At 69.3% G+C, this 25386-nt stretch carries 22 protein-coding genes; 21 read left to right on the forward strand and 1 reads right to left on the reverse strand.

Annotated features, from left to right (window positions below; translation table 11 throughout):
- The first annotated feature begins 17 nt into the window (after window positions 1–17).
- Window positions 18–752 (forward strand): slipin family protein, encoded by a 735-nt coding sequence (locus AC1DYK_RS27155; RefSeq protein ID WP_478169143.1) that lies wholly within the window; start codon window positions 18–20, stop codon window positions 750–752.
- 130 nt (window positions 753–882) lie between these two features.
- Here the strand turns inward: AC1DYK_RS27155 and AC1DYK_RS27160 are convergent, their stop codons facing one another.
- On the reverse strand, window positions 883–2448 hold the full coding sequence (locus AC1DYK_RS27160; RefSeq protein ID WP_478169121.1) for an FAD-dependent oxidoreductase: 1566 nt from the start codon (window positions 2446–2448) through the stop codon (window positions 883–885).
- Window positions 2449–2489: 41 nt separating this feature from the next.
- Between AC1DYK_RS27160 and dapF the strand changes: the two genes are divergently transcribed.
- From dapF to murG, 20 genes are all read left to right on the forward strand, one after another.
- A complete protein-coding gene (dapF, locus tag AC1DYK_RS27165; protein WP_478169122.1) occupies window positions 2490–3365 on the forward strand; it encodes a diaminopimelate epimerase in 876 nt (291 codons plus the stop codon).
- Window positions 3362–4051 (forward strand): DUF484 family protein, encoded by a 690-nt coding sequence (locus tag AC1DYK_RS27170; RefSeq protein ID WP_442287169.1) that lies wholly within the window; start codon window positions 3362–3364, stop codon window positions 4049–4051. Before dapF ends, AC1DYK_RS27170 begins: the two co-directional genes overlap by 4 nt.
- Window positions 4048–4662 (forward strand): YdcF family protein, encoded by a 615-nt coding sequence (locus AC1DYK_RS27175; protein WP_478169123.1) that lies wholly within the window; start codon window positions 4048–4050, stop codon window positions 4660–4662. The genes AC1DYK_RS27170 and AC1DYK_RS27175 overlap by 4 nt, the downstream gene beginning before the upstream one ends.
- A gap of 156 nt (window positions 4663–4818) precedes the next feature.
- A complete protein-coding gene (locus tag AC1DYK_RS27180; protein WP_478169124.1) occupies window positions 4819–5820 on the forward strand; it encodes a tyrosine recombinase XerC in 1002 nt (333 codons plus the stop codon).
- The gene (locus tag AC1DYK_RS27185; protein WP_478169125.1) at window positions 5817–7019 is read left to right on the forward strand and encodes a class I SAM-dependent rRNA methyltransferase; all 1203 of its coding nucleotides are present in this window, start codon (window positions 5817–5819) and stop codon (window positions 7017–7019) included. The genes AC1DYK_RS27180 and AC1DYK_RS27185 overlap by 4 nt, the downstream gene beginning before the upstream one ends.
- 88 nt (window positions 7020–7107) lie before the next feature.
- Window positions 7108–8157, forward strand: coding sequence for a CobW family GTP-binding protein (locus AC1DYK_RS27190; protein ID WP_478169126.1), 1050 nt, complete (start codon window positions 7108–7110; stop codon window positions 8155–8157).
- Window positions 8158–8474: 317 nt separating this feature from the next.
- Window positions 8475–9359, forward strand: a complete 885-nt coding sequence (gene dksA, locus AC1DYK_RS27195) for an RNA polymerase-binding protein DksA (RefSeq protein WP_478169127.1) — start codon at window positions 8475–8477, stop codon at window positions 9357–9359.
- 31 nt (window positions 9360–9390) lie between these two features.
- Entirely contained in the window at window positions 9391–10962 is a 1572-nt protein-coding gene (locus tag AC1DYK_RS27200; RefSeq protein WP_478169128.1) for an STAS domain-containing protein, read from the forward strand.
- Window positions 10963–11015: 53 nt separating this feature from the next.
- Window positions 11016–11564, forward strand: a complete 549-nt coding sequence (gene hslV / locus AC1DYK_RS27205) for an ATP-dependent protease subunit HslV (protein WP_478169129.1) — start codon at window positions 11016–11018, stop codon at window positions 11562–11564.
- A gap of 17 nt (window positions 11565–11581) precedes the next feature.
- Complete coding sequence (hslU, locus tag AC1DYK_RS27210; RefSeq protein ID WP_478169130.1) at window positions 11582–12904, forward strand: ATP-dependent protease ATPase subunit HslU; 1323 nt, start codon at window positions 11582–11584, stop codon at window positions 12902–12904.
- A 516-nt stretch (window positions 12905–13420) separates the two neighbouring features.
- Window positions 13421–13849: a division/cell wall cluster transcriptional repressor MraZ gene (mraZ, locus tag AC1DYK_RS27215; RefSeq protein WP_478169144.1), complete on the forward strand. Its 429-nt coding sequence runs from the start codon at window positions 13421–13423 to the stop codon at window positions 13847–13849.
- Between the two features lie 8 nt (window positions 13850–13857).
- A complete protein-coding gene (gene rsmH, locus AC1DYK_RS27220) occupies window positions 13858–14784 on the forward strand; it encodes a 16S rRNA (cytosine(1402)-N(4))-methyltransferase RsmH (protein ID WP_478169131.1) in 927 nt (308 codons plus the stop codon).
- Between the two features lies 1 nt (window position 14785).
- Entirely contained in the window at window positions 14786–15127 is a 342-nt protein-coding gene (gene ftsL, locus AC1DYK_RS27225) for a cell division protein FtsL (RefSeq protein WP_478169132.1), read from the forward strand.
- Complete coding sequence (locus AC1DYK_RS27230) at window positions 15127–16881, forward strand: peptidoglycan D,D-transpeptidase FtsI family protein (RefSeq protein WP_478169133.1); 1755 nt, start codon at window positions 15127–15129, stop codon at window positions 16879–16881. The genes ftsL and AC1DYK_RS27230 overlap by 1 nt, the downstream gene beginning before the upstream one ends.
- Entirely contained in the window at window positions 16881–18386 is a 1506-nt protein-coding gene (locus AC1DYK_RS27235; RefSeq protein ID WP_478169134.1) for a UDP-N-acetylmuramoyl-L-alanyl-D-glutamate--2,6-diaminopimelate ligase, read from the forward strand. The genes AC1DYK_RS27230 and AC1DYK_RS27235 overlap by 1 nt, the downstream gene beginning before the upstream one ends.
- Window positions 18383–19855 (forward strand): UDP-N-acetylmuramoyl-tripeptide--D-alanyl-D-alanine ligase, encoded by a 1473-nt coding sequence (locus AC1DYK_RS27240; RefSeq protein ID WP_478169135.1) that lies wholly within the window; start codon window positions 18383–18385, stop codon window positions 19853–19855. Before AC1DYK_RS27235 ends, AC1DYK_RS27240 begins: the two co-directional genes overlap by 4 nt.
- Window positions 19856–19909: 54 nt before the next feature.
- Window positions 19910–21088 (forward strand): phospho-N-acetylmuramoyl-pentapeptide-transferase, encoded by a 1179-nt coding sequence (mraY, locus tag AC1DYK_RS27245; protein ID WP_478169136.1) that lies wholly within the window; start codon window positions 19910–19912, stop codon window positions 21086–21088.
- Between the two features lie 4 nt (window positions 21089–21092).
- A complete protein-coding gene (gene murD / locus AC1DYK_RS27250) occupies window positions 21093–22883 on the forward strand; it encodes a UDP-N-acetylmuramoyl-L-alanine--D-glutamate ligase (protein WP_478169137.1) in 1791 nt (596 codons plus the stop codon).
- Complete coding sequence (gene ftsW / locus AC1DYK_RS27255) at window positions 22880–24172, forward strand: putative lipid II flippase FtsW (protein WP_478169138.1); 1293 nt, start codon at window positions 22880–22882, stop codon at window positions 24170–24172. Before murD ends, ftsW begins: the two co-directional genes overlap by 4 nt.
- Window positions 24173–24227: 55 nt before the next feature.
- A complete protein-coding gene (murG, locus tag AC1DYK_RS27260) occupies window positions 24228–25289 on the forward strand; it encodes an undecaprenyldiphospho-muramoylpentapeptide beta-N-acetylglucosaminyltransferase (protein WP_478169139.1) in 1062 nt (353 codons plus the stop codon).
- The last annotated feature ends 97 nt before the right edge of the window (window positions 25290–25386 follow it).

Here is a 25386-nt window from a genome sequence, read left to right on the forward strand (position 1 = left end):
TCATCCTGCTGCTGGCGATGATCGCGGCGGCCTCGCTGCGCATCCTGCGCGAGTACGAGCGCGGCGTGGTGTTCCAGCTGGGGCGCTTCTGGAAGGTCAAGGGGCCGGGGCTGGTGATCCTGATCCCGGGCGTGCAGCAGATGGTGCGCGTGGGATTGCGCGTGATGGTGCTCGACATCCCGAGCCAGGACGTGATCACGCGCGACAACGTGTCGGTCAAGGTGAACGCGGTGCTGTACTTCCGCGTCATCGATCCCGAGAAGGCCATCATCCAGGTCGAGCGCTACCTCGAGGCCACCAGCCAGCTGGCTCAGACCACCTTGCGCGCGGTGCTGGGCAAGCACGAGCTGGACGATCTGCTGTCCGAGCGCGAGCGCCTCAACCTCGACATCCAGAAGATCCTCGCGGCCCAGACCGACCTCTGGGGCATCAAGGTGACCAACGTCGAGATCAAGCACGTCGACCTCAACGAGAACATGGTGCGCGCGATTGCGCGGCAGGCCGAGGCCGAACGCGAGCGGCGCGCCAAGGTGATCCATGCCGAAGGCGAGTTGCAGGCCTCGGCCAAGCTGGCCGAGGCGGCCGAGATCCTGGGCCGCCATCCGCAGGCGCTGCAGCTGCGCTACCTGGAAACCCTCACGGTGATCGCCGCCGACAAGAATTCGACCATCGTGTTTCCGCTGCCGGTGGATCTCATCGGACCTCTGCTGAAGAGGTGGGTCGAGACGCAGGGCGACGCGCCGGGGGGGTAGCGGCTCGCCGGGTCCGACGGCGCTCAGGCGCCCGCTTCCTCGAACGCAAGGCCGACGCCGTAGACCGATCGGATCCCGTCCGCCGCCAGGCGTTCGAGGTTGATCTTCACCGACAACCGGCGCTTCTGACTCAATCCGCGCCGCCGGGCGGCACGTACCAGCGGGTCGCGGCCAGCTCGGGCTCGTCGTGGGCCTGCAGCAGTTCCCAGTGGCGGTCGGCGTCCTCGACGAACAGGTCGCGCGCGATCGCCTGGGCCAGCCGCGTGGCGCCGATCGCGAGGCCGGGAATGTCGCCGGCCAGCGCGCCATGGCTCATGGTCGCACCCCAGTTGAAGAGGCGCATGCGGGCCAGCGCCGGGGCCTTCGGACCCGCCGGCTCGGCGCTGCGCAGCTCGAAGCCCGGTCCCAGGTAAGGAAAGCGCGCCGGTTCGGGATGGTGCTGTGCCTCCGTCGCCGAGACGTGGCGGGCCCAGGTGTCGATCTGCGCGGTGAAGCCTGCGATCTCGGGCCGGTCGATCAGGTCGACGTCGAAACCGGTGCCGAAGATCACCGCGTCGAAGCGCTCGCTGCCGCCGTCCGGCAGGGTGACCGTCACGCCATCGGCGTCGGCTGCCACGTCCTCCCAGGGCGAGCCCAGACGCAGCTCGAAGGCGTCGTGGGCGTCGCAGCGGCGGACGGTTTCCCAGGGCGGCGGCACCTGCTCGTCGAAGATGTAGGTGTAGACCCGCCACTTGCGGGCGTCGTCGAGCCCTTCGAAGCCGCGCAGGAAGCCGTGGCTCGAGGCCGCCTTGCTCTTGTTGACCTGCGGCAGCTCGGTGCGGCGCGCGAACAGGGTGACGCCCGCGGCCCCGGCTTCCAGCGCGCAGGCCGCGTTGTCGAAGGCCGAGGCGCCGGCGCCCAGCACGGCGATGCGCTGCCCCTCCCAGGCCGCGAAATCGATCGCGTCGGCGGAATGGAACACGCGGGCAGCCGCCTGCGGATCGTCGCGGCGCAGCGACGGGAAGGCGGGCCAGCGCGGTGCGCCGCTGCCGTCGCGGCCGAGCGCGAGCACGAGCTGGCGCGTGCGCACCGTCTCGCGCCGTCCCTGCGGGTGTTCGAGCTCGATCGCCAGCAGGCGGCCGTCTTCGGCCTGAGACACCGAGCGCAGCGCGACGCGGTTTTCCACCGGCAGGCCGACCGTGTCGCGCACCCACAGCAGGTAGTCGCGCCAGTCGACCCGGCCGATCTTGTGCAGCGCCTGCCAGCCCGGCGTGGCGCCGTCCGCGGAGGCATCGTCGGCGCCGTGCTGTGCCTCGTACCAGGCGCGAAAGCTCAGCGAAGGCACGCCGAGTTCGGGCCCGCCCACGTGCTTGGGGCTGCGCAGCGTCAGCATGCGTGCGTAGGTGCCCCAGGGCCCCTCTTCGCCGCGCGCGGCCTGATCGACGACGCGGATGTTGGTGACGCCTTCGCGGCGCAAGGCATAGGCCGCCGTCTGGCCGCACATGCCGGCACCGGCGATCAGCACGTCGAGCACCGGCGCTTCGGCGGTCGCCGATTCGGCCGGCAGCACCCAGGCGGGCGGCGGCAGGTTGATGCGTTCGAGATCGTCGCGGGCCTGGGCCGCGAGCCGGGCCAGCGCCGCGGCGTTGCGCGGGCTGGCAATGAATTGCAACGGCACCGGGGGCAGTGCGTCGGAAGAGGAAGCGTCGGAAGCCATGGCCTGAAGATAATCCAGATGGGGCAGCAGATAATCCCCCGATGCGAATCCGCTTCACCAAGATGCAGGGTGCCGGCAACGACTTCGTCGTGCTGGACGAAACCCGCGGCCCGCTCGGCCTCCGCGGAGCGCAATACCGCTTCCTGGCCGACCGCCACTTCGGCGTCGGCGCCGACCAGATCCTCTCGGTGCGGCCCTCGCCGGCCGAGGGCATCGATTTCCAGTACGTGATCCACAACGCCGACGGCGGCGAGGTCGAGCAGTGCGGCAACGGTGCGCGCTGCTTCATGCGCTTCGTGCGCGAGCACAGCCTCACGGCCAAGGATGTGGTGCGCGTGCAGACGCTCGCCGGCGTGATCGAGCCGCGCATGGGCGCCGACGGCCGCGTGACGGTCGACATGGGGGCCCCGGTCTTCGAGCCGGCCCGGGTGCCCTTCGACACCGCGGGCCTCGATCCGCAGCCCGAAGGCGGCTGGCACACCTGGCACCTGGCGCTCGACACCCATGCCGGCAGCGCCATCGTGGCGGTGGCCGTGCTGTCGATGGGCAATCCGCACGCGGTGCAGATCGTCGCCGACGTCGACAGCGCACCGGTCGCCACCCAGGGCCCGCTGATCGAGCACCATCCGCGCTTTCCGCAGCGCGTCAACGCCGGCTTCATGCAGGTGGTCGACCGCGCCCACGTGCGCCTGCGCGTCTTCGAGCGCGGCGCCGGCGAGACCCTCGCCTGCGGCACCGGCGCCTGCGCGGCGGTGGTCGCGGGCATCCGGCTCGGCCTGCTCGAGCGCCAGGTCGACGTCCAGACCCGGGGCGGACTGCTCACCATCGAATGGGCCGGCGACGGCGCACCGGTGCTGATGACCGGCCCCGCGGTTACCGTGTTCGAAGGCAGCATCGAGGTGCCGGACCCGTCATGAACAATTTCAACTCCAACGCCATGAACCCGATCACCGAAGACGATATCGCCAACTACCTGTCGAACACGCCCGACTTCTTCGAGCGCCATGCCCAGCTGCTTGGCCAGGTGCAGCTCACCAGCCCGCACGGCAATCGGGCCGTGAGCCTGCAGGAGCGCCAGGCCGAGATGCTGCGCGAGAAGATCAAGGCGCTGGAGCACCGCGTGATGGACATGGTGCGCCACGGTACCGAGAACGCGGTCACGGCCGACCGTCTGCAGCGCTGGACCCGCGGCCTGCTGACCACCCGCGACCCGCGCGCGCTGCCGGCGCAGATCGCCGCTCAGCTGCAGGCCCTGTTCATGGTGCCGCAGACCGCGATCAAGATCTGGGACTTCGACAGTGCCTACCAGGACGAGGCCTACGCCCAATGGGTCAGCGACGACGTCAAGGCGCTCGCCACCTCGCTGACCGCGCCCTACTGCGGCCTGAACTCCGGCTTCGAGGCCGCCGGTTGGCTCGCCGAGCCGCAGGCGGCGGTCTCGATCGCGCTGATCCCGCTGCGGCCCGAGCCCGAGGCGCCGGCTTTCGGCCTGCTGGTGCTGGCCTCGCCTGATGCCCAGCGCTACAACGCCGAGATGGGCACCGACTTCCTGGAGCGCATCGCCGAGCTGGCCTCGGGCGCGCTGTCGCGCCTGCGTCCTTGAGCCCGAGCCTGCGGCGCGGCCTGCTGGGCGCGGTGGCGGTTCTGCTGCTGGGCTATGTGTCGATCCACGCGATAGTCTGGCGGCATGCGCTCGCGCGCCTCGCAGAGCCACCTCAGCGCCCGGCCGATGCGGCGCTGATCCTGGGCAACCGGGCTTACAAGGACGGCAAGCCGAACCCCTGCCTGACCGGACGGGTCGACGCCGGCATCGCGCTGGCGAAGGCCGGCACGGTCCGCCAGCTGGTGTTCTCCGGCGGCGTCGACAGCGAGGACGGCCGCATCGAGGCCGAGGTGATGGCGCAGCATGCGCGCAATGCAGGCTACCCCGGACGGCTGCTGCTGGAGCCGGTGTCGCAGTCGACCCGCGAAAACCTGTCGATGTCGCGCGCCGTGCTGCAGGCCGCGGGCGTGCGCAGCGTGATCATCGTGACCGAGCCCTACCACCTGTGGCGGGCCGAGCGGCTGGCGCGCGCCTCCGGATTCGACCGCCTGTTCGATGTCCAGTTCGCCGCCGCGCCGACCAGCTGCTGGCAGCGCTGGAGCATGGCCTTCAAGGGCGCGTTGCGCGAGCCGCTGGCCATCGTCAACAATGCAGTGAATGGGTACTTCTAGCTCACCCCCAGGTTGGCTCACTTCGTGTAGCCGCCCACCCCCTTCCGGGGGCAACACCAGCGGCCCGGCGAAGCCGGTTCCGCGGTGTTTCACGAAGGGGCCTGGCTGCGCCGGCCGGAAGGCGCCGGTTTCCGGATTTCTGGCAGGAGCCGGATCTTGAACTCGGGTTGGATCGAAAAGTATCTGGAGCATGTGCGGGTGGAGCGCCGGCTGGCGGCGCGCACGGTCGAGCTCTATGCCCTCCACCTGGCGGTGCTGGCGCAGAACGCCGCCGTGGCCGGCCTGGCGCTGGACCAGGTGCAGACGGCGCATGTGCGGCGCTGGATGGCCCAGCTGCACGGCGCCGGGCGCGAGCCGCGCGGCATCGCGCTGGTGCTCTCGTGCTGGCGCAGCTTCTACCGCTGGCTTGGCCACGAGGGGTTGGTCGGATCGAACCCGGTGCAGGACGTCCATGCGCCCAAGGCCGCCCGGCCGCTGCCGAAGGCGCTCGCGGTCGACGATGCGGTGCGGCTGGCCGAGCTGCGCGACGCCGAGGCCGACCCCTGGGGCGAGGCGCGCGATCGCGCGATCGTCGAATTGCTCTACGGCTGCGGCCTGCGTGTCGGCGAACTGACCGGCCTGGATGTGCGCGCAAGCGGCACGGCGCGCGGCTGGATCGACCTCGACGCCGCCGAAGCCAATGTGCTGGGAAAGGGCAGCAAGCGCCGCCTCGTGCCGGTGGGCAGCAAGGCGATCGAGGCCCTGCAGGCCTGGCTGGCGGTGCGCGACGGCTGCGCGGCGCTCGGGGCCGCGCGGCTGCGCGACCCCGGGAGCGCCGCGGCGCTCTTCATCGGCCGCAATGGCACCCGCTTCTCCGCTCAATCGGTGTGGAAGCAGCTGCGCCAGCGCAGCCTCAAGGCGGGCCTGCCGGCGCCGGTGCACCCGCACATGCTGCGCCATTCGTTCGCCAGCCATCTGCTGCAGTCCAGCAGCGACCTGCGCGCGGTGCAGGAACTGCTGGGCCACGCCAACATCTCGACCACCCAGGTCTATACGCGGCTCGATTTCCAGCATCTGGCCCGCGCCTACGACGCCGCGCATCCGCGGGCCCAGGCCCGCGACGAGGGCCCGCCGCCGATCGGCGAATCATTGCAAAAGAACAAGGGTAGGAATCCATGAAAGTTCTCCGTCTGCGGCCCGGCAAAGAGCGTTCGCTGCTGCGCCGACACCCCTGGGTATTCGAGTCCGCGATCGCGAAAGGCGGCGGCGATGCCGGCGAAACGGTCCGCATCGAGTCGGACGACGGCCGCTTCCTGGCCTGGGCCGCCTACAGCCCGCATTCGAAGATCCGCGCCCGGGCCTGGAGCTTCGACGAGACGCAGCGCATCGATGCGGCTTTCCTGGCGGCGCGGGTCGCGCAAGCGGTCCGGGCGCGCGAGCTGTTCGACCTGCAGAGCGACGGCATGCGGCTGGTCCACGGCGAGGCCGACGGCCTGCCCGGACTGATCGTCGACCGCTACGGCGACACGCTGGTGGCGCAGTTCCTCTCGGCCGGCGTCGAGCGCTGGAAGGCGCCGCTCGCCGACGCGCTGCTCGCCGCCACCGGCCTCGGCAAGCTGTATGAACGCTCCGACGCCAGCGGCCGCGAGCGCGAGGGCCTGAAGCCGGTGACCGGCTGGCTGCGTGGCAGCGGCCCGACCGAGCTCCAGATCCGCGAGCACGACTGGCGACTGGGCCTGGACATCGCCACCGGTCACAAGACCGGCTTCTACCTCGACCAGCGCGACAGCCGCAAGCGCTTCGCCGAGCTGGCCGGGCAGCGCCGCTTCCGCCGGGTACTGAACTGCTTCTGCTACACCGGCGGCTTCACGGTCGCCGCGCTGGCCGGCCTGAAGGCGGCGGGCGCGGTCGAGGGGGCCGAACTGATCTCGATCGATTCCTCCTTGCCGGCGCTGGAGCGTGCCCGGGCCCATGTGGCGCTGAACGGCTTCGAGGGCGCCCGTACCGAGTTCCTCGATGCCGACGTCAACGCCAGCCTGCGCCGCTTCGTCGACGAGGGCCGCCAGTTCGACGCCATCGTGCTCGACCCGCCGAAGTTCGCGCCGACCGTGGCCCACGCCGAGCGTGCCGCGCGCGCCTACAAGGACATCAACCGGCAGGCCTTCAAGCTGCTGGCGCCCGGAGGGCATCTGCTGACTTTCTCGTGTTCGGGCGGCATCGGGGCCGACCTGTTCCACAAGATCGTGGCCTCGGCCGGCATCGATGCCGGGGTGGATGGCTACATCACCGCGCGCCTGGGCGCCGCGCCCGACCATCCGATGACGATCGAGTTTCCCGAGGGCGAGTACTTGAAGGGGCTGGTGGTGGTGCGCAAGTAGGCTTTGCCCCTGCCGCAGCGCGGCCGGGCGCCGCTCGCTAAACTTTCCGCCTTCCCCGACCCCCCCTCGTTTCCCCGGAGCACCCTCAATGGCCCTTATTCCCGCCACCATCCTCACCGGCTTCCTCGGCTCAGGCAAGACGACCTTGCTCAAGCGCATCCTGAGCGAGGCGCACGGCCAGAAGATCGCGGTGATCGAGAACGAGTTCGGCGAGGAGAACATCGACAACGACATCCTGGTCACCGAGTCCAAGGAGCAGATCGTCCAGATGAGCAACGGCTGCATCTGCTGCACGATCCGCGAGGACCTGCGCGAGGCCTTGCAGCTGCTGGCGGCCAAGAAGCGCAAGGGGCTGCTCGACTTCGACCGCGTGGTGATCGAGACCACCGGCCTGGCCGATCCGGGCCCGGTGGCCCAGACCTTCTTCATGGACGACGAGATCGCCGAGAGCTACCTGCTGGACTCGATCCTGACCCTGGTCGATGCCAAGCATGCGCCCCAGCAGCTCAATGACCGCCAGGAAGCGCGCCGCCAGGTCGGCTTCGCCGACCAGATCTTCATCAGCAAGAGCGACCTGGTCGCCGCCGAGGAAACCGATGCGCTGATCCACCGCCTGAAGCACATGAACCCGCGCGCGCCGCAGCAGAAGGTCCATTTCGGCGAGGTGCCGCTCAAGGACGTGTTCGACCTGCGCGGCTTCAACCTCAATGCCAAGCTGGACATCGACCCCGACTTCCTGAAGGAGGAAGAGGCCCACGACCACCATGACCACGCGCATGGCGAGGAATGCGACCACCCCTCGCATGCGGGCGAAGGCCATGGCCACCACCATCACCACGACGACGATGTCAAGAGTTTCGTCTACCGCTCGGACCGGGCCTTCGATCCGGCCCGGCTCGAGGACTTCCTCGGCGCGATCGTCAACATCTACGGTCCGCGGATGCTGCGCTACAAGGGCGTGCTGCACATGCAGGGCACCGAGCGCAAGGTGATCTTCCAGGGCGTGCACCAGCTCATGGGCAGCGACCTCGGCCCGGCCTGGAGCGCCGACGAAAAGCGCACCAGCCGCATGGTGTTCATCGGCATCGACCTGCCGCGCGAGATCCTGGAGCAGGGCCTGGACCAGTGTCTGGTATAGGCTGACCCCCCGAAGCGCCTGCGGCGCCTCCCCCCTTCCGGGGGGCGATACCAGCGGCCCGGCAAAGCCGGTTCCGCGGTATCCCTGGCTTTGCCGGGCGCCGGTTTTGGCGGCTGGGGCGTTCCGGCACCGATCTCTCTATACAATCGCGCGCCTGTTCCGGAGGCTGCGATTGACCTTCTTTGACCAAGTGTGACTTCCGGCATAGGGCCGGGCGCGTTTCCAGGCTGAATTCGGGGGTATAACCCCGGGGTTCGCCATCGGCGAGCACCCATGATTTGAATGCGCGTTCGAGTTCATCGAAGGAGCCAGTCACCGTGAAGAAACCCGCCGCAAAGCCCAAGCCCGCGCCGAAGCCGGCCGTCAAGACGACGGCGGCTGCGAAGCAGGCTGTACCCGCGGCGAAGAAGGTTTCCGCCAAGCCCGCCGCGCCGCCAAAGGCCCCTGCCAAGAGCAAGACCTCTGCCGCCACCGCGAGCGCCCCCTCATCCAAACCGGCCGGCCCCCGTGCCGCGCCACCTGCACCATCGACTCCCATGAAAAAAACGGCTGCCGCCTCCTCCACTTCCGCCCCGGCGACGCCCGCAACGACCGCCGCACCCGCGCCCGCACGCGGGGGCCGCGTGTCGCGGCTGTCGCAGCTGACGGTCCCCTCCATGCCGCAATCGGTGGCGTCCACCGCAGCCAAATCGAGCTTCGTGCAGATCACCTCGAACGCGCTGGTGCCGCCGCCGCCGATCGCGGTCAAGAAGGATCCGAAGCTGGTCAACAACTGGAAGACCAAGTCCGCCGAGGAACTCACCGACGCCGAAGTGATCGCGATGCCGGACACCGAGTACATGAACGACAAGCAGATGGCCTTCTTCCGCCTGAAGCTGCAGGAACTCAAGCGCGGCATCCTCGAGAATGCCGGCGAGACGACCGAGCACCTGCGCGAGGACACGGTGGTCGTGCCCGACCCGGCCGATCGCGCCACCATCGAGGAAGAGCATGCGCTCGAGCTGCGCACGCGGGATCGCGAACGCAAGCTCCTGAAGAAGATCGAGCAATCGATCCAGCGCATCGATGCCGGCGACTACGGCTACTGCGACGAGACCGGCGAGCCGATCGGCGTCGGCCGCCTGCTGGCCCGACCGACGGCCACCCTGTCGCTCGAAGCGCAGCAGCGCCGCGAGCTCAAGCAGAAGATGTTCGGCGACTGATCGCTCGGGGAGCCGGACGGAGACGCTGCGCATGGCCAAGGAAGATTCCGGTCGCTTGCTGTCCAAGGTGGCGAAGTTCGTTCGCAATCCCTTGAAGGATTGGTCCGAGCTCGATGCCGACGAGTCATCGACGCTCGAAAACGGCTACAGCCGCGAGATGCTCAAGGAGATGATCGAGCGGCGGCAGCGCAACGATTTCGTGCGCCGCCGCGAGTTCGACATGCTGCGCAAACTGCGCCAGCGCGAAGCGGCCGGCGAGCGCGACCCCGCCGCCACGCCGTCCTCCTTCAATGTCAGCAGCACCTCCGGCAAGACGGAGGGCAGGGCGCTCACGCTCAAGAAGATCGATGAGATCGAAGAGCAGATGTCTCAGCAATGGTGGAAGGGCCGCAGCCCCCGCGGCGCGCCGGACAGCGAGGGCGCGGCCGCCGATGGCGCGCCCATGGCCGAGCAGCACGCGCGCGCCTATGCCGACACCGTGCCCGGCGTGCCGCAGGGCGGCGTCCAGGGGCTGCAGGTGCAGCTGCCGGCCCACGACGGCAGCATCGAGGAGGCCGCGATCCGCTACGCCCACGGCGACGACGCGGGCGCCGAGGCCATCCTGCTGCAGGCGCTCGCGCCCGACAGCCCGTCCGGCGAGCATGACGACACCTGGCGGACGTTGTTCGATCTCTATCGCGCCATCGGCGATGCCGAGAAGTTCGTGGCCGCCAGCACCCGTTATGCGCAGCGCCTGAAGCAGCCGGCGCCCGATTGGATCTCTTTCCGCACCCTGGCCAACACCCTTCGGGCCTCGATCACGACGCAAACCCCGACAGGGCCGGTGCCGGCCGGTGACGCCGACTGGGCGAGCCCGCCGCGGCTCTCTCGCGAGGGTCTGCTGGGCCTGACGCGTGCGCTCGGCGCCGCGGGCCCGTCCTGGCGGCTCGACTGGAGCCTGCTTGACGCCATCGAGCCTGATGCCGCCGGGCCGCTGCGGGCCCTGTTCACCCATTGGGCCGATTCGACCGTGCAACTGCGTTTTCGCGGCAGCGATCGCCTGCTGCTCGCGCTGGCCGAGGCCACGCCGGCCAACGACCGCGGCGTGGACGCGGTCTGGTGGCAGCTGCACATGGCCGCGTTGCGCGTGATGCACCGGGCGGACGAGTTCGAGCTGCTGGCGCTCAACTACTGCATCACCTACGAAGTGTCGCCTCCGCCCTGGGAGGATCCCAAGGGCGACTACGTGTCCCTCGACGGGGTCCCGGCGGCCAGGCCGGCCGCGGGCGCTTTCTCGATCGCCTCCGCGGCCGGCCAGCCCGCCGCCGCGCCGGCCACCGCGGACATCGGCAGCAGCATGCTGGTCGGGGAGCTGGTCGGCGAATCGCTGTCGACCTGGCAGCGGCTCGACACCGAGCTGGGCGATTCGGCAAGTCCGACGGTGTCCTGCGCGGCGCTGGTCCGGATCGACTTCGCCGCCGCCGGAACCTTGCTCAACTGGGTCACCGACCATCATGGCCGCGGCCAGAAGGTCCAGTTCGTCGATGCCCACCGCCTGGTCGCGGCCTTCTTCGACGTCATCGGCATCGCCGACCACGCCTCGGTCGCCATCAGAAAAGACTAGCCGCGGCGCCCGCCGGGGGTTGAGATCCGGGCCTTTGCCCTGAGATTGCTTCGATGGAACAATTTCACGGAACCACCATCATCAGCGTCCGCCGCAAGATCGCCGGCGGCGCCGACCAGGTCGCCATCGGCGGCGACGGCCAGGTCACGCTGGGCAACATCGTCATCAAGGGCACTGCGCGCAAGGTCCGCCGGCTCTACCACGGCAAGGTGCTGGCCGGCTTCGCGGGCGCGACCGCCGATGCCTTCACCCTGTTCGAGCGCTTCGAGGCCAAGCTCGAGAAGCACCAGGGCCACCTGGCGCGGGCCGCGATCGACCTGACCAAGGAATGGCGCACCGACCGCGTGCTGCGCCGCCTCGAGGCCATGCTGGCGGTGGCCGACGCCACCACTTCGCTGATCATCACCGGCAACGGCGACGTGCTGGAGCCCGAGAACGGCATCATCGCGATCGGCTCCGGCGGTGCCTACGCGCAGGCCGCCGCCAAGGCGCTGCTCGACAACTCCGAGCTGCCGGCCGAGCAGATCGTCAAGAAGTCGCTCGAGATCGCCGGCGAGCTCTGCATCTACACCAACATGCACCACACGGTCGAGACCCTCTGAGAACCGCGAGCCACTCCATGTCCATGACCCCCCAGGAAATCGTCTCCGAGCTCGACCACCACATCGTCGGGCAGCCCCAGGCCAAGCGCGCGGTCGCGATCGCGCTGCGCAACCGCTGGCGCCGCCAGCAGGTCGAGGAGACGCTGCGCGCCGAGATCACGCCCAAGAACATCCTCATGATCGGCCCCACCGGGGTCGGCAAGACCGAGATCGCCCGCCGGCTGGCGCGGCTGGCCGACGCGCCCTTCATCAAGGTGGAAGCCACCAAGTTCACCGAGGTCGGCTATGTCGGCAAGGATGTCGATTCGATCATCCGCGACCTGGCCGAGATCGCGATCAAGCAGACCCGCGTCGCCGAGAGCGCCAAGGTCCGGATGCGGGCCGAGGACGGCGCCGAGGAGCGCATCCTCGACGTGCTGCTGCCGCCGGCCCGCGGTGCCGAGGGCGCGAGCGCCGATGCCGGCAACGCGACCCGCCAGGCCTTCCGCAAGAAGCTGCGCCAGCACGAGCTGGACGACAAGGAGATCGAGATCGACCTGGCCGAAGCGCGCACGCCGCTCGAGATCATGGGTCCGGCCGGCATGGAGGAGATGACCGAACAGCTGCGCGGCATGTTCGGCCAGCTGGGCCAGGCCAAGCGCAAGACCCGCAAGCTCAAGATCGCCGAGGCGATGCGGCTCCTGATCGACGAGGAGGCCGCCAAGCTGGTCAACGAGGACGAGATCCGCACCCAGGCGATCCACAACGCCGAGCAGAACGGCATCGTCTTCATCGATGAGATCGACAAGGTCGCGAGCCGCAGCGATTCGCAGGGCGCCGACGTCTCGCGTCAGGGCGTCCAGCGCGACCTGCTGCCGCTGGTCGAGGGCACGGCCGTCAGCACCAAGTACGGCGTGGTGCGCACCGACCACATCCTGTTCATTGCCAGCGGCGCTTTCCACCTGAGCAAGCCGAGCGACCTGATCCCGGAACTGCAGGGGCGCTTCCCGATCCGGGTCGAGCTGCAGTCGCTATCGGTGGCGGACTTCGAGAGTATCCTGACGCAGACCCAGGCATCGCTGGTCAAGCAGTACCAGGCCTTGCTCGCGACCGAGGGCGTCACGCTCGAATTCACTCCGGACGGCGTCACCCGGCTCGCGAGCATCGCCTTCGACGTCAACGAGCGCACCGAGAACATCGGCGCGCGCCGCCTGTCGACCGTGATGGAGCGGCTGCTGGACGAAGTGAGCTTCGATGCCGCCAAGCTGGATGGCCAGGCGGTGTGCATCGATGCCGCCTACGTCGACCAGCGACTCCAGGCACTCAGTCACGACGAAGACCTTTCTCGATTCATCCTCTGAGATGTGGCTCGCCCCCAGGTTGCCCGGCACTTCGTGTCCGGGCGCCCACCCCCTGCCGGGGGCAACACCAGCGGCCCGGCGAAGCCGGTTCCGCGGTGTTTCACCAACGGGCCTGGCTGCGCCGGCCAAAGCCATCGGCGCTGGGTTTTTTCTACGGCTGCGCGCAGCGCGCCTGTTGGTGGGCAGTCGCGGAACCGGCTTCGCCGGGCCGCTGACTGCGCCCCCGGAAGGGGGTGGGCGGGCTACACGAAGTGAGCCCAACCTGGGGGCGAGCTATCTCTTGCATTACTTTCATTGCGTGAGCTAAGTGCTTCATTTGCAACGGAATTCGGGGTTTCCGCGGTTGCAAAAACACCGCTAAGTCGTTGATTCCATTACAAAAAATACCCGTGACGTCCGGTTGCGCAGTAGTTGTTTCCTGCTACAGTGCAAAAAAGTGCAGTTAAGTGGGAAAAAGTGTCGAGTGAGGCCTGATTCGGGCCTCGCGGCAGCTCCCATCACCGGGGTCTCGTGGTCGTGTTTCAAGGCGCTTCATCGCTCAGTCTGGATGCCAAGGGGCGGCTCTCCGTGCCGACCCGGCATCGTGACGTCCTGAGCGCGACCGCCGAGGGCCATCTCACCATCACCAAACACCCGCACGGCTGCCTGATGGTGTTCCCGCGTCCCGAATGGGAGAAGTTCCGTGAGCGCATCGCCGCGCTGCCGATGTCGGCACAATGGTGGAAGCGCGTTTTCCTCGGCAACGCGATGGACGTCGAGATGGACGGCACCGGCCGCGTGCTGATCTCGCCCGAACTGCGCGCCGCTGCCGGCATCACGCGCGATGCGCTGCTGCTCGGCATGGGCAACCACTTCGAACTCTGGGACAAGGCGACCTACGACGCCAAGGAAGCCGAGGCCACGCAAGGGCAGATGCCCGACGTTTTCCAGGACTTTTCGTTCTGAGGCGCACTGTGGAACAACCATGGACCCATACGACCGTCCTGCTGCAGGAAGCAGTGGACGCGCTCTTTCCGGATGCGTCGCACACCACGGGAACGTACGTGGACGCGACTTTCGGGCGCGGCGGCCATGCCCGCGCCATCCTGGCCAGGCTGGGGCCGACGGGCCGGCTGATCGCGTTCGACAAGGACGCGGAAGCGGTGGCCGAAGCAGCGCGCATCGAGGATGCGCGTTTTTCCATTCGGCACCAGGGTTTCAGGGATCTGGGGGAACTGCCGCCGTCCAGTGTGGCCGGCCTGCTGATGGACCTCGGCATCAGCTCTCCCCAGATCGACAACCCCGCACGGGGTTTTTCTTTTCGTTTCGACGGACCGCTCGACATGCGCATGGACACCACGCGCGGCGAGAGCGTTTCCGAATGGCTGGCGACAGCCGAGCAGCAACAGATTGCGGAGGTGATTCGTGACTATGGCGAAGAACGGTTTGCTGTTCAGATTGCAAAGGCGATTGTTGCTCGCCGACAAGAACGGGGCCCAATTTCAACCACCGCCGAGCTGGCCGAGCTCGTGGCTGGCACGGTCAAAACCCGCGAGCCGGGCCAGAACCCTGCAACGCGCACATTTCAGGCTTTTCGGATTTTCATCAACGCCGAGCTTGAAGAGCTGCAACAGGCGCTAGAGGCCAGCCTGACCGTGCTGCAGCCCCAGGGCCGCCTCGCGGTGATCAGCTTCCATTCGCTGGAAGACCGCATCGTGAAGCAGTTCATCGCCCAGCATTCGAAGGAGGTCTACGACCGCCGCGCGCCCTTTGCCGCGCCGAAGGCGATGAAGCTCAAGGCCCTGGCGCGCATCAAGCCCTCGAAGGCCGAGGTGGCCGGCAATCCGCGTTCGCGCAGCGCGATCCTGCGCGTGGCCGAGCGCACGAGCGAGGGCCATTGATATGGCTCGGCTCAACCTGCTGCTGCTGATCGCCGTTCTCGGCTCGGCCGTCTACCTCGTCCACACCCAGTACCTGTCGCGCCAGCTCTTCACCGAACTGCACCGCATCGAGCTCGAGGGCCGGCGCCTGGAGCTGGACCGCGACCGGCTGCAGGTCGAAAAGCGCGCCCAGGCGACGCCGCTGCGGGTCGAGAAGCTGGCCAAGGAGCAGCTCAAGATGCGCACCACCACGCCGGCCATCACGCAGTACGTGCGCCAGGACGGGACCGTGATCCCGGCGGTGGTGGCGCCCGCGCCCACCGCGCCGGCGGGGCGCGCCGCGCCTTCCAAGGGAGCGCACTGATGGCGCGCCGCAGCCGCAGCGTCCAGTACACGACCAGCCCCTTGCTTGCGAGCAAGACGCCGGTCTGGCGCAGCAAGTTCATCGTCGCGGCCATCGCCGGCGGCTTTCTGCTGCTGGCGGCCCGCGCGGCCTATGTTCAGGTGCTCGACAACGATTTCTTCCAGCGCCAGGGCGAGGTGCGCTTCACGCGCACGCTGGAGCTGCCGGCCAACCGGGGCCGGATCCTCGACCGCAACGGGCTGCTGCTGGCCTCCAGCGTGGTGGCGCCGAGCATCTGGGCCATTCCGGAAGACATCGAGCGCGACGATCCCGAGGTCAGGGCCAAGCTGAAGCAGGTCGCCAGGCTGCTCGAGATGCCGCTGAAGGATTTCGACAAGAAGCTCGAAGACGAGGACAAGACCTTCGTCTGGATCAAGCGCCAGGTCGACGAGCCCATCGCCAAGCAGATCGCCGCGCTCAACATCAAGGGCATCTACCAGCGCAAGGAATACAAGCGCCAGTACCCCGAGGGCGAGTCGGCCGCGCACGTGGTCGGCTTCACCAATGTGGAGGATCACGGCCAGGAAGGCATCGAACTCGCGTTCAACAAGGACCTGGCCGGCAAGATCGGCTCGCGCCGCGTGATCAAGGACCGGCTCGGCCGCGTGGTCGAGGGCGTCGGCGAGCAGGTGCCGCCGGTGGACGGCAAGGACATCCAGCTCAGCGTCGACAGCAAGGTGCAGTTCTTCGCCTACCAGAAGCTGCGCGACGCGGTGACCATGCACAAGGCCAAGGCCGGCAGCGTGGTGGTGCTCGACGCCATCACCGGCGAGGTGCTGGCGCTGGCCAACTACCCGAGCTACGTGCCCGACAAGCGGCAGAACCTGACCGGCGAGCAGCTGCGCAATCGCGCCCTGACCGACACCTTCGAGCCCGGCTCGACCATGAAGCCGGTGACGGTCGGCATGGCGCTGGAGGCCGGCCGCGTGACGCCGCAGACCGTGATCACCACCGCGCCCGGGCGCATGAGCATCGGCGGCTTCACGATCAGCGACACCCACAACTACGGCTCGCTGACGGTCGAGGGCGTGATCCAGAAGTCGAGCAACATCGGCGCCCTCAAGATCGCCCAGAAGATGACGCCGCGCGAGATGTGGGACACCTACACCGCACTCGGCTACGGCCAGAAGCCGCAGATCCAGTTCCCCGGCGCGGTCACCGGCCGCCTGCGGCCCTGGAAGTCGTGGAAGCCGGTCGAGCAGGCCACGATGGCCTACGGTTACGGCCTGTCGGCCTCGCTGTTCCAGATGGCGCATTCGTATACCGCCTTCGCGCACGACGGCGACATCATCCCGGCGACCATCCTCAAGAGCCCCGAGCCGGCGGTCGGCGTCAAGGTGTTTTCGGCCCAGAACGCGCTCGCGGTGCGCAAGATGCTCCAGATGGCCGCCGGCCCGGGAGGCACCGGTCCGCTGGCGCAAACCATCGGCTACTCGGTGGGCGGCAAGTCCGGCACCGCGCACAAGCAGGTCGGCAAGGGCTATGCCAGCAGGCAGTACCGCGCCTGGTTCACCGGCATGGCGCCGATCGACAAGCCGCGCATCATCGTCGCCGTGATGATCGACGAGCCGAGCAACGGCCAGTACTTCGGCGGCCTGGTGGCGGCGCCGGTGTTCAGCGAAGTCGTGCAGCAGACCCTGCGCATGATGAACGTGGCGCCCGATCTGGCAGTCAAACCCCTGGTCGTGACCAAGGGTGTGGAAGAGAGTTTCTGATGATCGCGAAGCTGCACAGCCCCGCCGAAGCCGCCGCCTGGCTGAAGTCCCGCGTGCGCGGCGTGCTGCACGCCGACAGCCGTCCGGTGGGCGCGGGCGACGGTTTCATCGCCTGGCCCGGTGCGGCCACCGATGGCCGGCGTTTCGTCGCCGCCGCTCTGGCGCAGGGCGCCGCCGCCTGCCTGGTGGAGCGCGAGGGCAGCGAGGCCTTCGGCTTCGACAGCGAGGCGATCGCCACCTACGCCGGCCTGAAGGCCGCGACCGGTCCGATCGCCGCGGCCTTCTACGACGCGCCCTCGGAGGCGCTGGAGGTGCTGGCGGTCACGGGCACCAACGGCAAGACCTCGACCGCCTGGTGGCTGGCCCAGGCGCTGTCGTCGCGGGCCGCGCAGGCTCTGCGCTCGCCTTGCGCCGTGGTCGGCACGCTGGGAGTCGGCGTGCCGCCCGAACTCACCTACACCGGGCTCACCACGCCCGACCCGGTGCTGCTGCAGCGCGAGCTGCGCGGCTTCGCCGACCGCGGCTTCGGCGCCTGCGCGATCGAGGCCTCGTCGATCGGCATCGCCGAGCGGCGGCTCGACGGCACCCGGATCGGCGTCGCGGTGTTCACCAATTTCACCCAGGACCACCTGGACTACCACGGCAGCATGGACGCCTACTGGCAGGCCAAGGTCGAGCTGTTCCGCTGGCCCGGGCTGCGCGCCGCGGTGATCAACATCGACGACGTGCATGGCGCCTCGCTGCTCGCCAACATGGTCGAGACCGGTGTCGGCGCGCTCGACGTCTGGACGGTGTCGGCGGACGGCGCGCCGGCCAGGCTGGTGGCACGGGACATCGGCTACGACGACCAGGGGCTGCATTTCACGGTGGTGGAGCGGGGCGCGCCGGTGCAGCGACTCGCGACCTCGCTGATCGGGCAGTACAACGTCGCCAACCTGCTGGGCGTGCTGGGCGCGCTGCGCGCCCTGGGCCTGTCGCTCGAAGAGGCGGTGGCGGCCTGCGCCGGCCTGGACAGCGTGCCGGGCCGCATGGAGCGCCTGACCCTGCCCGGCCAGCCGCTCGCGGTGGTCGACTATGCCCACACGCCGGATGCGCTCGACAAGGCGCTGGCCGGCCTGCGCCCGCTGGCCCGTCAGCGCGGCGGCGCGCTGTGGTGCCTGTTCGGCTGCGGCGGCGACCGCGACAGCGCCAAGCGGCCCATGATGGCCGCGGTGGCCGAGACGCAGGCCGACCGCGTGGTCGTGACCAGCGACAACCCGCGCAGCGAAAAGCCCGCGGCGATCATCAGCCAGATCCTGCGGGGGCTGGCGCGCCCTGAAGCGGCCCATGTCGAGCCCGACCGCGCCCGCGCGATTGCCGAGACGCTGGCCCAGGCGCGGCCTGAGGACGTGGTGCTGCTCGCGGGCCGCGGCCACGAGGCCTGGCAGGAGATCGGGGGCGAGCGCATCGCGTTCTCGGACCGGACGCATGCGATCGATGCGCTGACGCGAAGGAGCGCAGCATGAGCGAAGTGTCCGGGATGCCCGTCCCGGTGCCGATGATGACGCTGGCCCAGGCCCTGGCCTGGGTGCCCGGCGCCCGGCCGGTCGGCGACCTCGCCACGCCGATCCAGCGGGTGCATACCGACACGCGCACGCTCGCGGCCGGCGATCTGTTCGTCGCCTTGAAGGGCGAACGCTTCGACGCCAACGCTTTCCTGGCCGACGCCCGGGCGCGCGGCGCGGTGGCGGCGATCGCGCACGGCGGCCTGGCCGAGGCCGGCCTGCCCGGACTCGAGGTGCCCGACAGCCTGGCCGCCCTCGGCGCGCTGGCGGCGGGCTGGCGCGCGCAGTTCGAGCTGCCGCTGATCGCGGTCACCGGCAGCAACGGCAAGACCACCGTGACGCAGATGATTGCCTCGATCCTGCGTGCCGCCTGCGGCGACGGCGGGCTGGCCACGGCCGGCAATTTCAACAACGAGATCGGTGTGCCGCTGACACTGCTGCGCTTGCGCGCGCGGCACCAGCGCGCGGTGGTCGAGCTCGGCATGAATCATCCGGGCGAGATCGCGCGCCTGGCGCGGATCGCGCGGCCCACCATCGCGCTGGTCAACAACGCGCAGCGCGAGCATCAGGAATTCATGGCCACGGTCGAGGCGGTGGCGCGCGAGAACGCGGCGGTCTTCGAGGCGCTGCCGCCTCAGGGCACGGCCGTCTTCCCCTATGCGGACGAATTCACGCCGCTGTGGAACGAGATCGCGCGCCGCGGCGCCTCGCGCCGCTGCCTGACCTTCGGCGAGCAGCCCGGCGCGGACATCTCGCTGGTGTCCGCCGAATGGGGTCACGGTGCCTGGCAGGTCCAGGCCCGCACGCCGCTGGGCGATCTGGGCTTTGCGCTGCGCATCGCCGGCCGCCACAACGTCGTCAACGCGCTGGCGGCGATCGCCAGCGGCCTCGCCAGCGGGGTTTCGCTGGACCGCATCACCGACGGGCTGACCGCCTTCGAGCCGGTCAAGGGCCGTTCCAAGGCCAGCGAGCTGCGGTTGGCGGGCCCGCGCTCGATCACGCTGGTCGACGACACCTACAACGCCAATCCCGATTCGATGCTGGCTGCGATCGACGTCCTCGCCGGTCTGCCCGGCCCGCGCCTGCTGGTGCTCGGCGACATGGGCGAGGTCGGCGACCAGGGCCCGCGCTTCCATGCCGAGGTCGGCGCCCGGGCGCGCGAGCGCGGCATCGAGACCGTGTTCGCGCTCGGCCGCGAATCGGCGCACAGCATCGCTGCCTTCCAGGGCGGCGCCGGCCCCGGCATGGGCGAGGGCCGGCATTTCGAGGACATCGATTCGCTCAACGCCGCCGTCCGCGCGCAGCTGCCCCGGGCCGCCAGCGTGCTGGTGAAGGGCTCGCGCTTCATGCAGATGGAGCGCGTGGTCCAGGCCGTCGCCGGCTGGGCCGAATCACAACCACAAGACAAGGAGGCCGGTCATGCCGCATGAGTTGCGCATCGAGGCCTGTTCGCAGATGAATCATTTCCCGTCGAGGTTCAGCCCATGCTGCTGAGCCTCGCCACGTGGCTGCAAGGCCTGTCGCCGGAGTTCGGATTCCTGCGCGTCTTCCAGTACCTGACCTTCCGTGCGCTGATGGCGGCGCTGACCGCATTGCTGCTCGGCCTGGCGGCGGGACCCTACGTGATCCGGCGCCTGAGCGCGCTCAAGATCGGCCAGCCGGTGCGCGGCTACGGCATGGACACGCACCTGACCAAGAGCGGCACGCCGACCATGGGCGGCGTGCTGGTGCTGTTCTCGATCGCGTTCTCGACGCTGCTGTGGTTCGACCTCTCGAACCGCTTCGTCTGGATCGTGCTGTGGGTCACGCTGGGCTTCGGCGCCATCGGCTGGGTCGACGACTGGCGCAAGGTGGTGCGCAAGGACCCCGAAGGCATGCGCTCGCGCGAGAAGTACTTCTGGCAATCGGTGGTCGGCCTGGTGGCTGGCTTCTACCTGCTGTTCAGCATTTCCGAGAGCTCCAACTGGCGGGTGCTCGAGCTGTTCTACGCCTGGGTGCGCTCGGGCTTCGATCTCGACTTCCCGCCCAAGATCAACCTGCTGGTGCCCTTCTTCAAGGAAGTGAGCTATCCGCTCGGCGGCATCGGCTTCGTGATCCTGACCTACCTGGTGATCGTCGGCGCGAGCAATGCGGTGAACCTCACCGACGGGCTCGACGGCCTGGCGATCATGCCGGTCGTGATGGTGGGCTCGGCGCTGGGGGTGTTCGCCTACGTCACGGGCAGCGCGGTGTATTCGCGCTACCTGCTCTTTCCCCACATCCCGGGCTCGGGCGAACTGCTGGTGTTCTGCTCGGCGATGGCCGGCGCGGGGCTCGCGTTCCTGTGGTTCAACACCCATCCGGCGCAAGTCTTCATGGGCGACGTGGGCGCGCTCGCGCTCGGCGGCGCGCTGGGCACCATCGCGGTCATCGTGCGGCAGGAGATCGTGTTCTTCATCATGGGCGGCATCTTCGTGGTCGAGGCGATCTCGGTGATGGCGCAGGTCAGCTACTTCAAGTACACCAAGAAGCGCTTCGGCGAAGGCCGGCGCGTGCTCAAGATGGCGCCGCTGCACCATCATTTCGAAAAGAGCGGCTGGCGCGAGACGCAGGTCGTGGTCCGCTTCTGGATCATCACGATGCTGCTGTGCCTCGTGGGTCTTTCCACCCTGAAGCTGCGTTGACACCATGCGGCATCTGAAAGACCTCCACGTCCTGATCCTGGGCCTCGGCGCGTCCGGCCTGGCCATGGCGCGCTGGTGCGCGCGCCATGGCGCGGTGCTCACGGTGGCCGATACCCGCGAGGCGCCGCCGCAGCTGGCGACGCTGCGCGCGGAGCTGCCCGATGCGGTGTTCGTCGGCGGCCCCCTGTCGGCCTCGCTGGTCGAAGGCACGCCGGTGCGCGCGGTCTATCGCTCGCCGGGGCTGTCGCCGGCATCGGTGGCGGTGGTGCTCGATGCGGCGCGGGCGATGGGCCTGCCGGTCGGTGGCGAGCTGGACCTGTTCGCGCGTGCGCTGGCGGACCTGCGCACGGTCGAGGTCGCCGATGCGGTCGAGGAGGCCGAGGCGGCAGAACCCGCGCCGGCGGCCGATGCCGTCGAGGCGCCGCCGCCGGAGCCGGTCGATGAGCCGCTGCCGGAATCGGAAGACCCGGCGCGTGCGTTCGAACCGCACGCGCCGATCGCCGAAGCATCCCCGCTCGACGAAGCCGAGCCGCCGGCGGCGGTTGCCGCTTCGCTGCCCGACGACGACGACGATTCCTTCACGCCGCTGCCGCAAGTCGTGGTCGCACCGCCGCCGCCCCGGGGCTACACGCCGGCCGTGCTCGCCATCACCGGCACCAACGGCAAGACGACCGTGACTGCGCTGACCGGCCAGCTGGTCGAGCGCGCGGGCAAGACGGTGGCCGTGGCCGGCAACATCGGTCCGACGCTGCTCGACACGCTGGCGGCCCGCATGGACGCGGACGACCTGCCCCAGGTCTGGGTGCTCGAGCTGTCGAGCTTCCAGCTCGACGGCGTGCAGGGCTTCGAGCCGACCGCCGCCACGGTGCTGAACCTGTCGCAGGACCACCTCGACTGGCACGGCGACATGGCGGCCTACGCGGCAGCCAAGGCGCGCATTTTCGGCACGCGGGGTGCGATGGTTCTCAACCGCGAGGACGACGCCGTCATGGCGATGCGGCCGGCGCCGGTCAAGCTGGCCAAGGGCCAGGTGGCGCGCAGCGTCGTCACGTTCGGCGCCGCGATGCCGCTGCGCCCGGGCGACTACGGCCTCGAGCGGCTCAACGGCATGGCCTGGCTGGTTCGCGCGCTGGAAGCCGACGAGACCCAGAAGCGCAAGCGCGGCGCCGCGATCGAGGAAGAAGAGATCCACATCCAGCGCCTGATGCCCGCCGATGCGCTGCGCATCCGCGGCCGCCACAACGCGCTCAATGCGCTGGCCGCGCTGGCGCTGGCCACCGCGGCGGGCTGCCAGCTGGCGCCGATGCTCTACGGCCTGCGCGAGTACCGCGGTGAGCCGCACCGCGTCGAACCGGTGTCGATCGTCGGCGATGTCGAATACTTCGACGACAGCAAGGGGACCAACGTCGGCGCGACCGTTGCGGCGCTCGTCGGCCTGGGCGAGGAGCGCCGGGTCGTCGTGATCCTCGGCGGCGAGGGCAAGGGCCAGGACTTCGGGCCGTTGGCCGCACCGGTGCGCCAGTACGCCCGTGCGGTGGTGCTGATCGGCCGCGACGCGCCTTTGATCGAAGCCGCGCTGGCCGCCACCGGCATCCCGCTGCTGGCGGCGGCCTCGCTGCCCGAGGCCGTGACGGTGGCGGCCGGACGCGCCCATCCGGGCGATGCGGTGCTGCTGTCGCCCGCCTGTGCCAGCTTCGACATGTTCAAGGATTACGCGCATCGCGCCGAGGTGTTCTGCGAGGCCGTGCAGGCGCTCGCCGATGGGCCGGCGGACTCCGGGGAGGGGGCGGCATGACCACCGCGACCGCCGCCACGCCCAACAAGGCCGGCCGCTTCGGCGGCTGGTTCAGTCGCGCCAAGAGCGGCATCGACGCCTTGCCCATGCATCTGCCGGTGCGGCTCGGCAACGCCGGCATGACGCAGACCAAGGCGGCGCCGGTGCGCGTGCTGGGCTTCGATCAGGCGTTGGTCTGGGTCACGGTGGCGTTGCTGGCCTGGGGCCTGGTGATGGTCTATTCGGCCTCGATCGCGCTGTCGGACAGCCCGCGCTTCGCGCGCGCCGGCTACAGCTCGACCTTCTTCCTCACGCGCCATGCGGCCTCGCTGGTGATCGCGGCGATCGCCGGTCTGCTGGCCTTCCAGGTGCCGATGAAGACCTGGGAGCGCGCCGCGCCCTGGCTTTTCGTCGCCTCGCTGCTGCTGCTGGTCGCGGTGCTGATCCCGCACATCGGCATCAACGTCAACGGCGCCCGCCGCTGGCTGCCGCTGGGCTTCATGCGCTTCCAGCCCTCGGAGCTGGCCAAGCTCGCGATGGTGCTCTACGCCGCCAGCTACATGGTGCGCAAGATGGAGATCAAGGAGCGCTTCTTCCGCGCCGTGCTGCCGATGGGCATCGCGGTGGTGGTGGTCGGCATGCTGGTGATGGCCGAGCCCGACATGGGCGCCTTCATGGTGATCGCGGTGATCGCGATGGGCATCCTCTTCCTGGGCGGCGTCAACGCGCGCATGTTCTTCGTCATCGCGGCGCTGGTGGTGGCGGCCTTCGGCACCATCGTGGCCACCAGCCCGTGGCGGCGCGAGCGGATCTTCGCCTACCTCGATCCGTGGAGCGAGGAGCATGCGCTCGGCAAGGGCTACCAGCTCTCGCATTCGCTGATCGCGATCGGCCGCGGCGAGGTCTTCGGCGTTGGGCTCGGCGGCAGCGTCGAGAAACTGCACTGGCTGCCCGAAGCCCACACCGACTTCCTGCTGGCCGTGATCGGCGAGGAGTTCGGCCTGGTCGGCGTGCTGCTCGCCATCGGCCTGTTCCTCTGGCTTACGCGCCGGATCATGCACATCGGCCGCCAGGCGATCGCGCTCGACCGCGTGTTCGCGGGCCTGGTGGCGCAGGGCATCGGCATCTGGATCGGCTTCCAGACCTTCATCAACATGGGCGTGAACCTGGGCGCGCTGCCGACCAAGGGCCTGACCTTGCCGCTGATGAGCTTCGGCGGCTCGGCGATCCTGATGAACGTGGTGGCGCTGGCGGTGGTGCTGCGCATCGACTACGAGAACCGCGTTCTCATGCGCGGAGGCCGCGTATGAGCCGCCGGGCCGCTCCCAAGGCGAATACCGAAGTGCGGATGCACGGAGGTTCCCAATGAGCAGGACAGCACTGGTCATGGCCGGCGGTACCGGCGGCCACATCTTCCCGGGGCTGGCAGTGGCCGAAGCCCTGCGCGAGCGCGGCTGGCGCGTCCACTGGCTGGGCGCGCCCGGCAGCATGGAAGAAAAGCTGGTGCCGCCGCGCGGCTTCGCGTTCGAGCCGGTTCAGTTCGGCGGCGTGCGTGGCAAGGGCCCGCTCACGCTGGTGCTGCTGCCGATGCGCCTCTTGCGCGCCTTCCTGCAGAGCATCGCCGTGGTGCGCCGCGTGCGACCCGACGTGGTCGTCGGCCTCGGCGGCTACATCACCTTCCCGGGCGGCATGATGAGCGTGCTGCTGGGCAAGCCGCTGGTGCTGCACGAGCAGAACTCGGTGGCCGGGCTTGCCAACAAGGTGCTCGCGCGCGTCGCGGACCGCGTCTTCACGGCCTTCCCCGACGTCCTCAAGAAGGCGCAATGGGTCGGCAATCCGCTGCGCGCCGCCTTCCTGTCGCAGCTCGACCCGGCCACGCGCTTCGCCGGCCGCGGCGGCCCGCTCAGGCTGCTGGTGGTGGGCGGCAGCCTCGGCGCGCGGGCGCTCAACGCCGTGGTGCCGAAGGCGCTGGCCCTGATCGCACCGGCGCAGCGCCCGCAGGTCACCCACCAGAGCGGCGCCAAGCAGATCGACGAACTGCGCGCCAACTACGCGGCCGCCGGGGTCGAAGGCGTGCTCACGCCCTTCATCGAGGACACGGCGCAGGCCTACGCCGACGCCGACCTGATCGTCGCGCGCGCCGGTGCCAGCACCGTCACCGAAATCGCGGCCGTCGGCGCAGCAGCGCTGTTCGTGCCTTTTCCTTCCGCCGTGGACGACCACCAGACCACCAATGCCCGCTTCCTTGTCGACGCGGGCGGCGGCTGGCTCGTTCAACAAACCGAACTGACACCTGAATTGCTGGCTGATTTGCTACAGAAGACCGGGCGCGCTGCGCTCATGGAACGCGCCGTGAAGGCCAAGATGATGCAGAAAACCGAAGCGGTCGACCATGTCGTCCGCGCTTGCGAGGAGCTTGCGAAGTGATGCCCACCCTCGTTGCTTGCTCACTTCGTGTAGCCGCCTCCCCCCTCAAGGGGGCGACGCCAGCGGCCCGGCAAAGCCGGTTCCGCGGCATCTCCCG

This window comes from Variovorax sp. P2_H12 (assembly GCF_056403395.1).

Bases quoted from the DNA above. Each gene is read 5' to 3' on its own strand.
- mraY (WP_478169136.1), top strand. From the start codon at position 19,910: ATGCTGCTGAGCCTCGCCACGTGGCTGCAAGGCCTGTCGCCGGAGTTC.
- hslV (WP_478169129.1), top strand. From the start codon at position 11,016: ATGGAACAATTTCACGGAACCACCATCATCAGCGTCCGCCGCAAGATC.
- AC1DYK_RS27190 (WP_478169126.1), top strand. From the start codon at position 7,108: ATGGCCCTTATTCCCGCCACCATCCTCACCGGCTTCCTCGGCTCAGGC.
- ftsW (WP_478169138.1), top strand. From the start codon at position 22,880: ATGACCACCGCGACCGCCGCCACGCCCAACAAGGCCGGCCGCTTCGGC.
- AC1DYK_RS27200 (WP_478169128.1), top strand. From the start codon at position 9,391: ATGGCCAAGGAAGATTCCGGTCGCTTGCTGTCCAAGGTGGCGAAGTTC.
- murD (WP_478169137.1), top strand. From the start codon at position 21,093: ATGCGGCATCTGAAAGACCTCCACGTCCTGATCCTGGGCCTCGGCGCG.
- murG (WP_478169139.1), top strand. From the start codon at position 24,228: ATGAGCAGGACAGCACTGGTCATGGCCGGCGGTACCGGCGGCCACATC.
- AC1DYK_RS27230 (WP_478169133.1), top strand. From the start codon at position 15,127: ATGGCGCGCCGCAGCCGCAGCGTCCAGTACACGACCAGCCCCTTGCTT.
- ftsL (WP_478169132.1), top strand. From the start codon at position 14,786: ATGGCTCGGCTCAACCTGCTGCTGCTGATCGCCGTTCTCGGCTCGGCC.
- AC1DYK_RS27155 (WP_478169143.1), top strand. From the start codon at position 18: ATGATCGCGGCGGCCTCGCTGCGCATCCTGCGCGAGTACGAGCGCGGC.
- AC1DYK_RS27160 (WP_478169121.1), bottom strand. From the start codon at position 2,448: ATGGCTTCCGACGCTTCCTCTTCCGACGCACTGCCCCCGGTGCCGTTG.
- hslU (WP_478169130.1), top strand. From the start codon at position 11,582: ATGTCCATGACCCCCCAGGAAATCGTCTCCGAGCTCGACCACCACATC.
- AC1DYK_RS27235 (WP_478169134.1), top strand. From the start codon at position 16,881: ATGATCGCGAAGCTGCACAGCCCCGCCGAAGCCGCCGCCTGGCTGAAG.
- AC1DYK_RS27185 (WP_478169125.1), top strand. From the start codon at position 5,817: ATGAAAGTTCTCCGTCTGCGGCCCGGCAAAGAGCGTTCGCTGCTGCGC.
- AC1DYK_RS27240 (WP_478169135.1), top strand. From the start codon at position 18,383: ATGAGCGAAGTGTCCGGGATGCCCGTCCCGGTGCCGATGATGACGCTG.
- dapF (WP_478169122.1), top strand. From the start codon at position 2,490: ATGCGAATCCGCTTCACCAAGATGCAGGGTGCCGGCAACGACTTCGTC.
- AC1DYK_RS27170 (WP_442287169.1), top strand. From the start codon at position 3,362: ATGAACAATTTCAACTCCAACGCCATGAACCCGATCACCGAAGACGAT.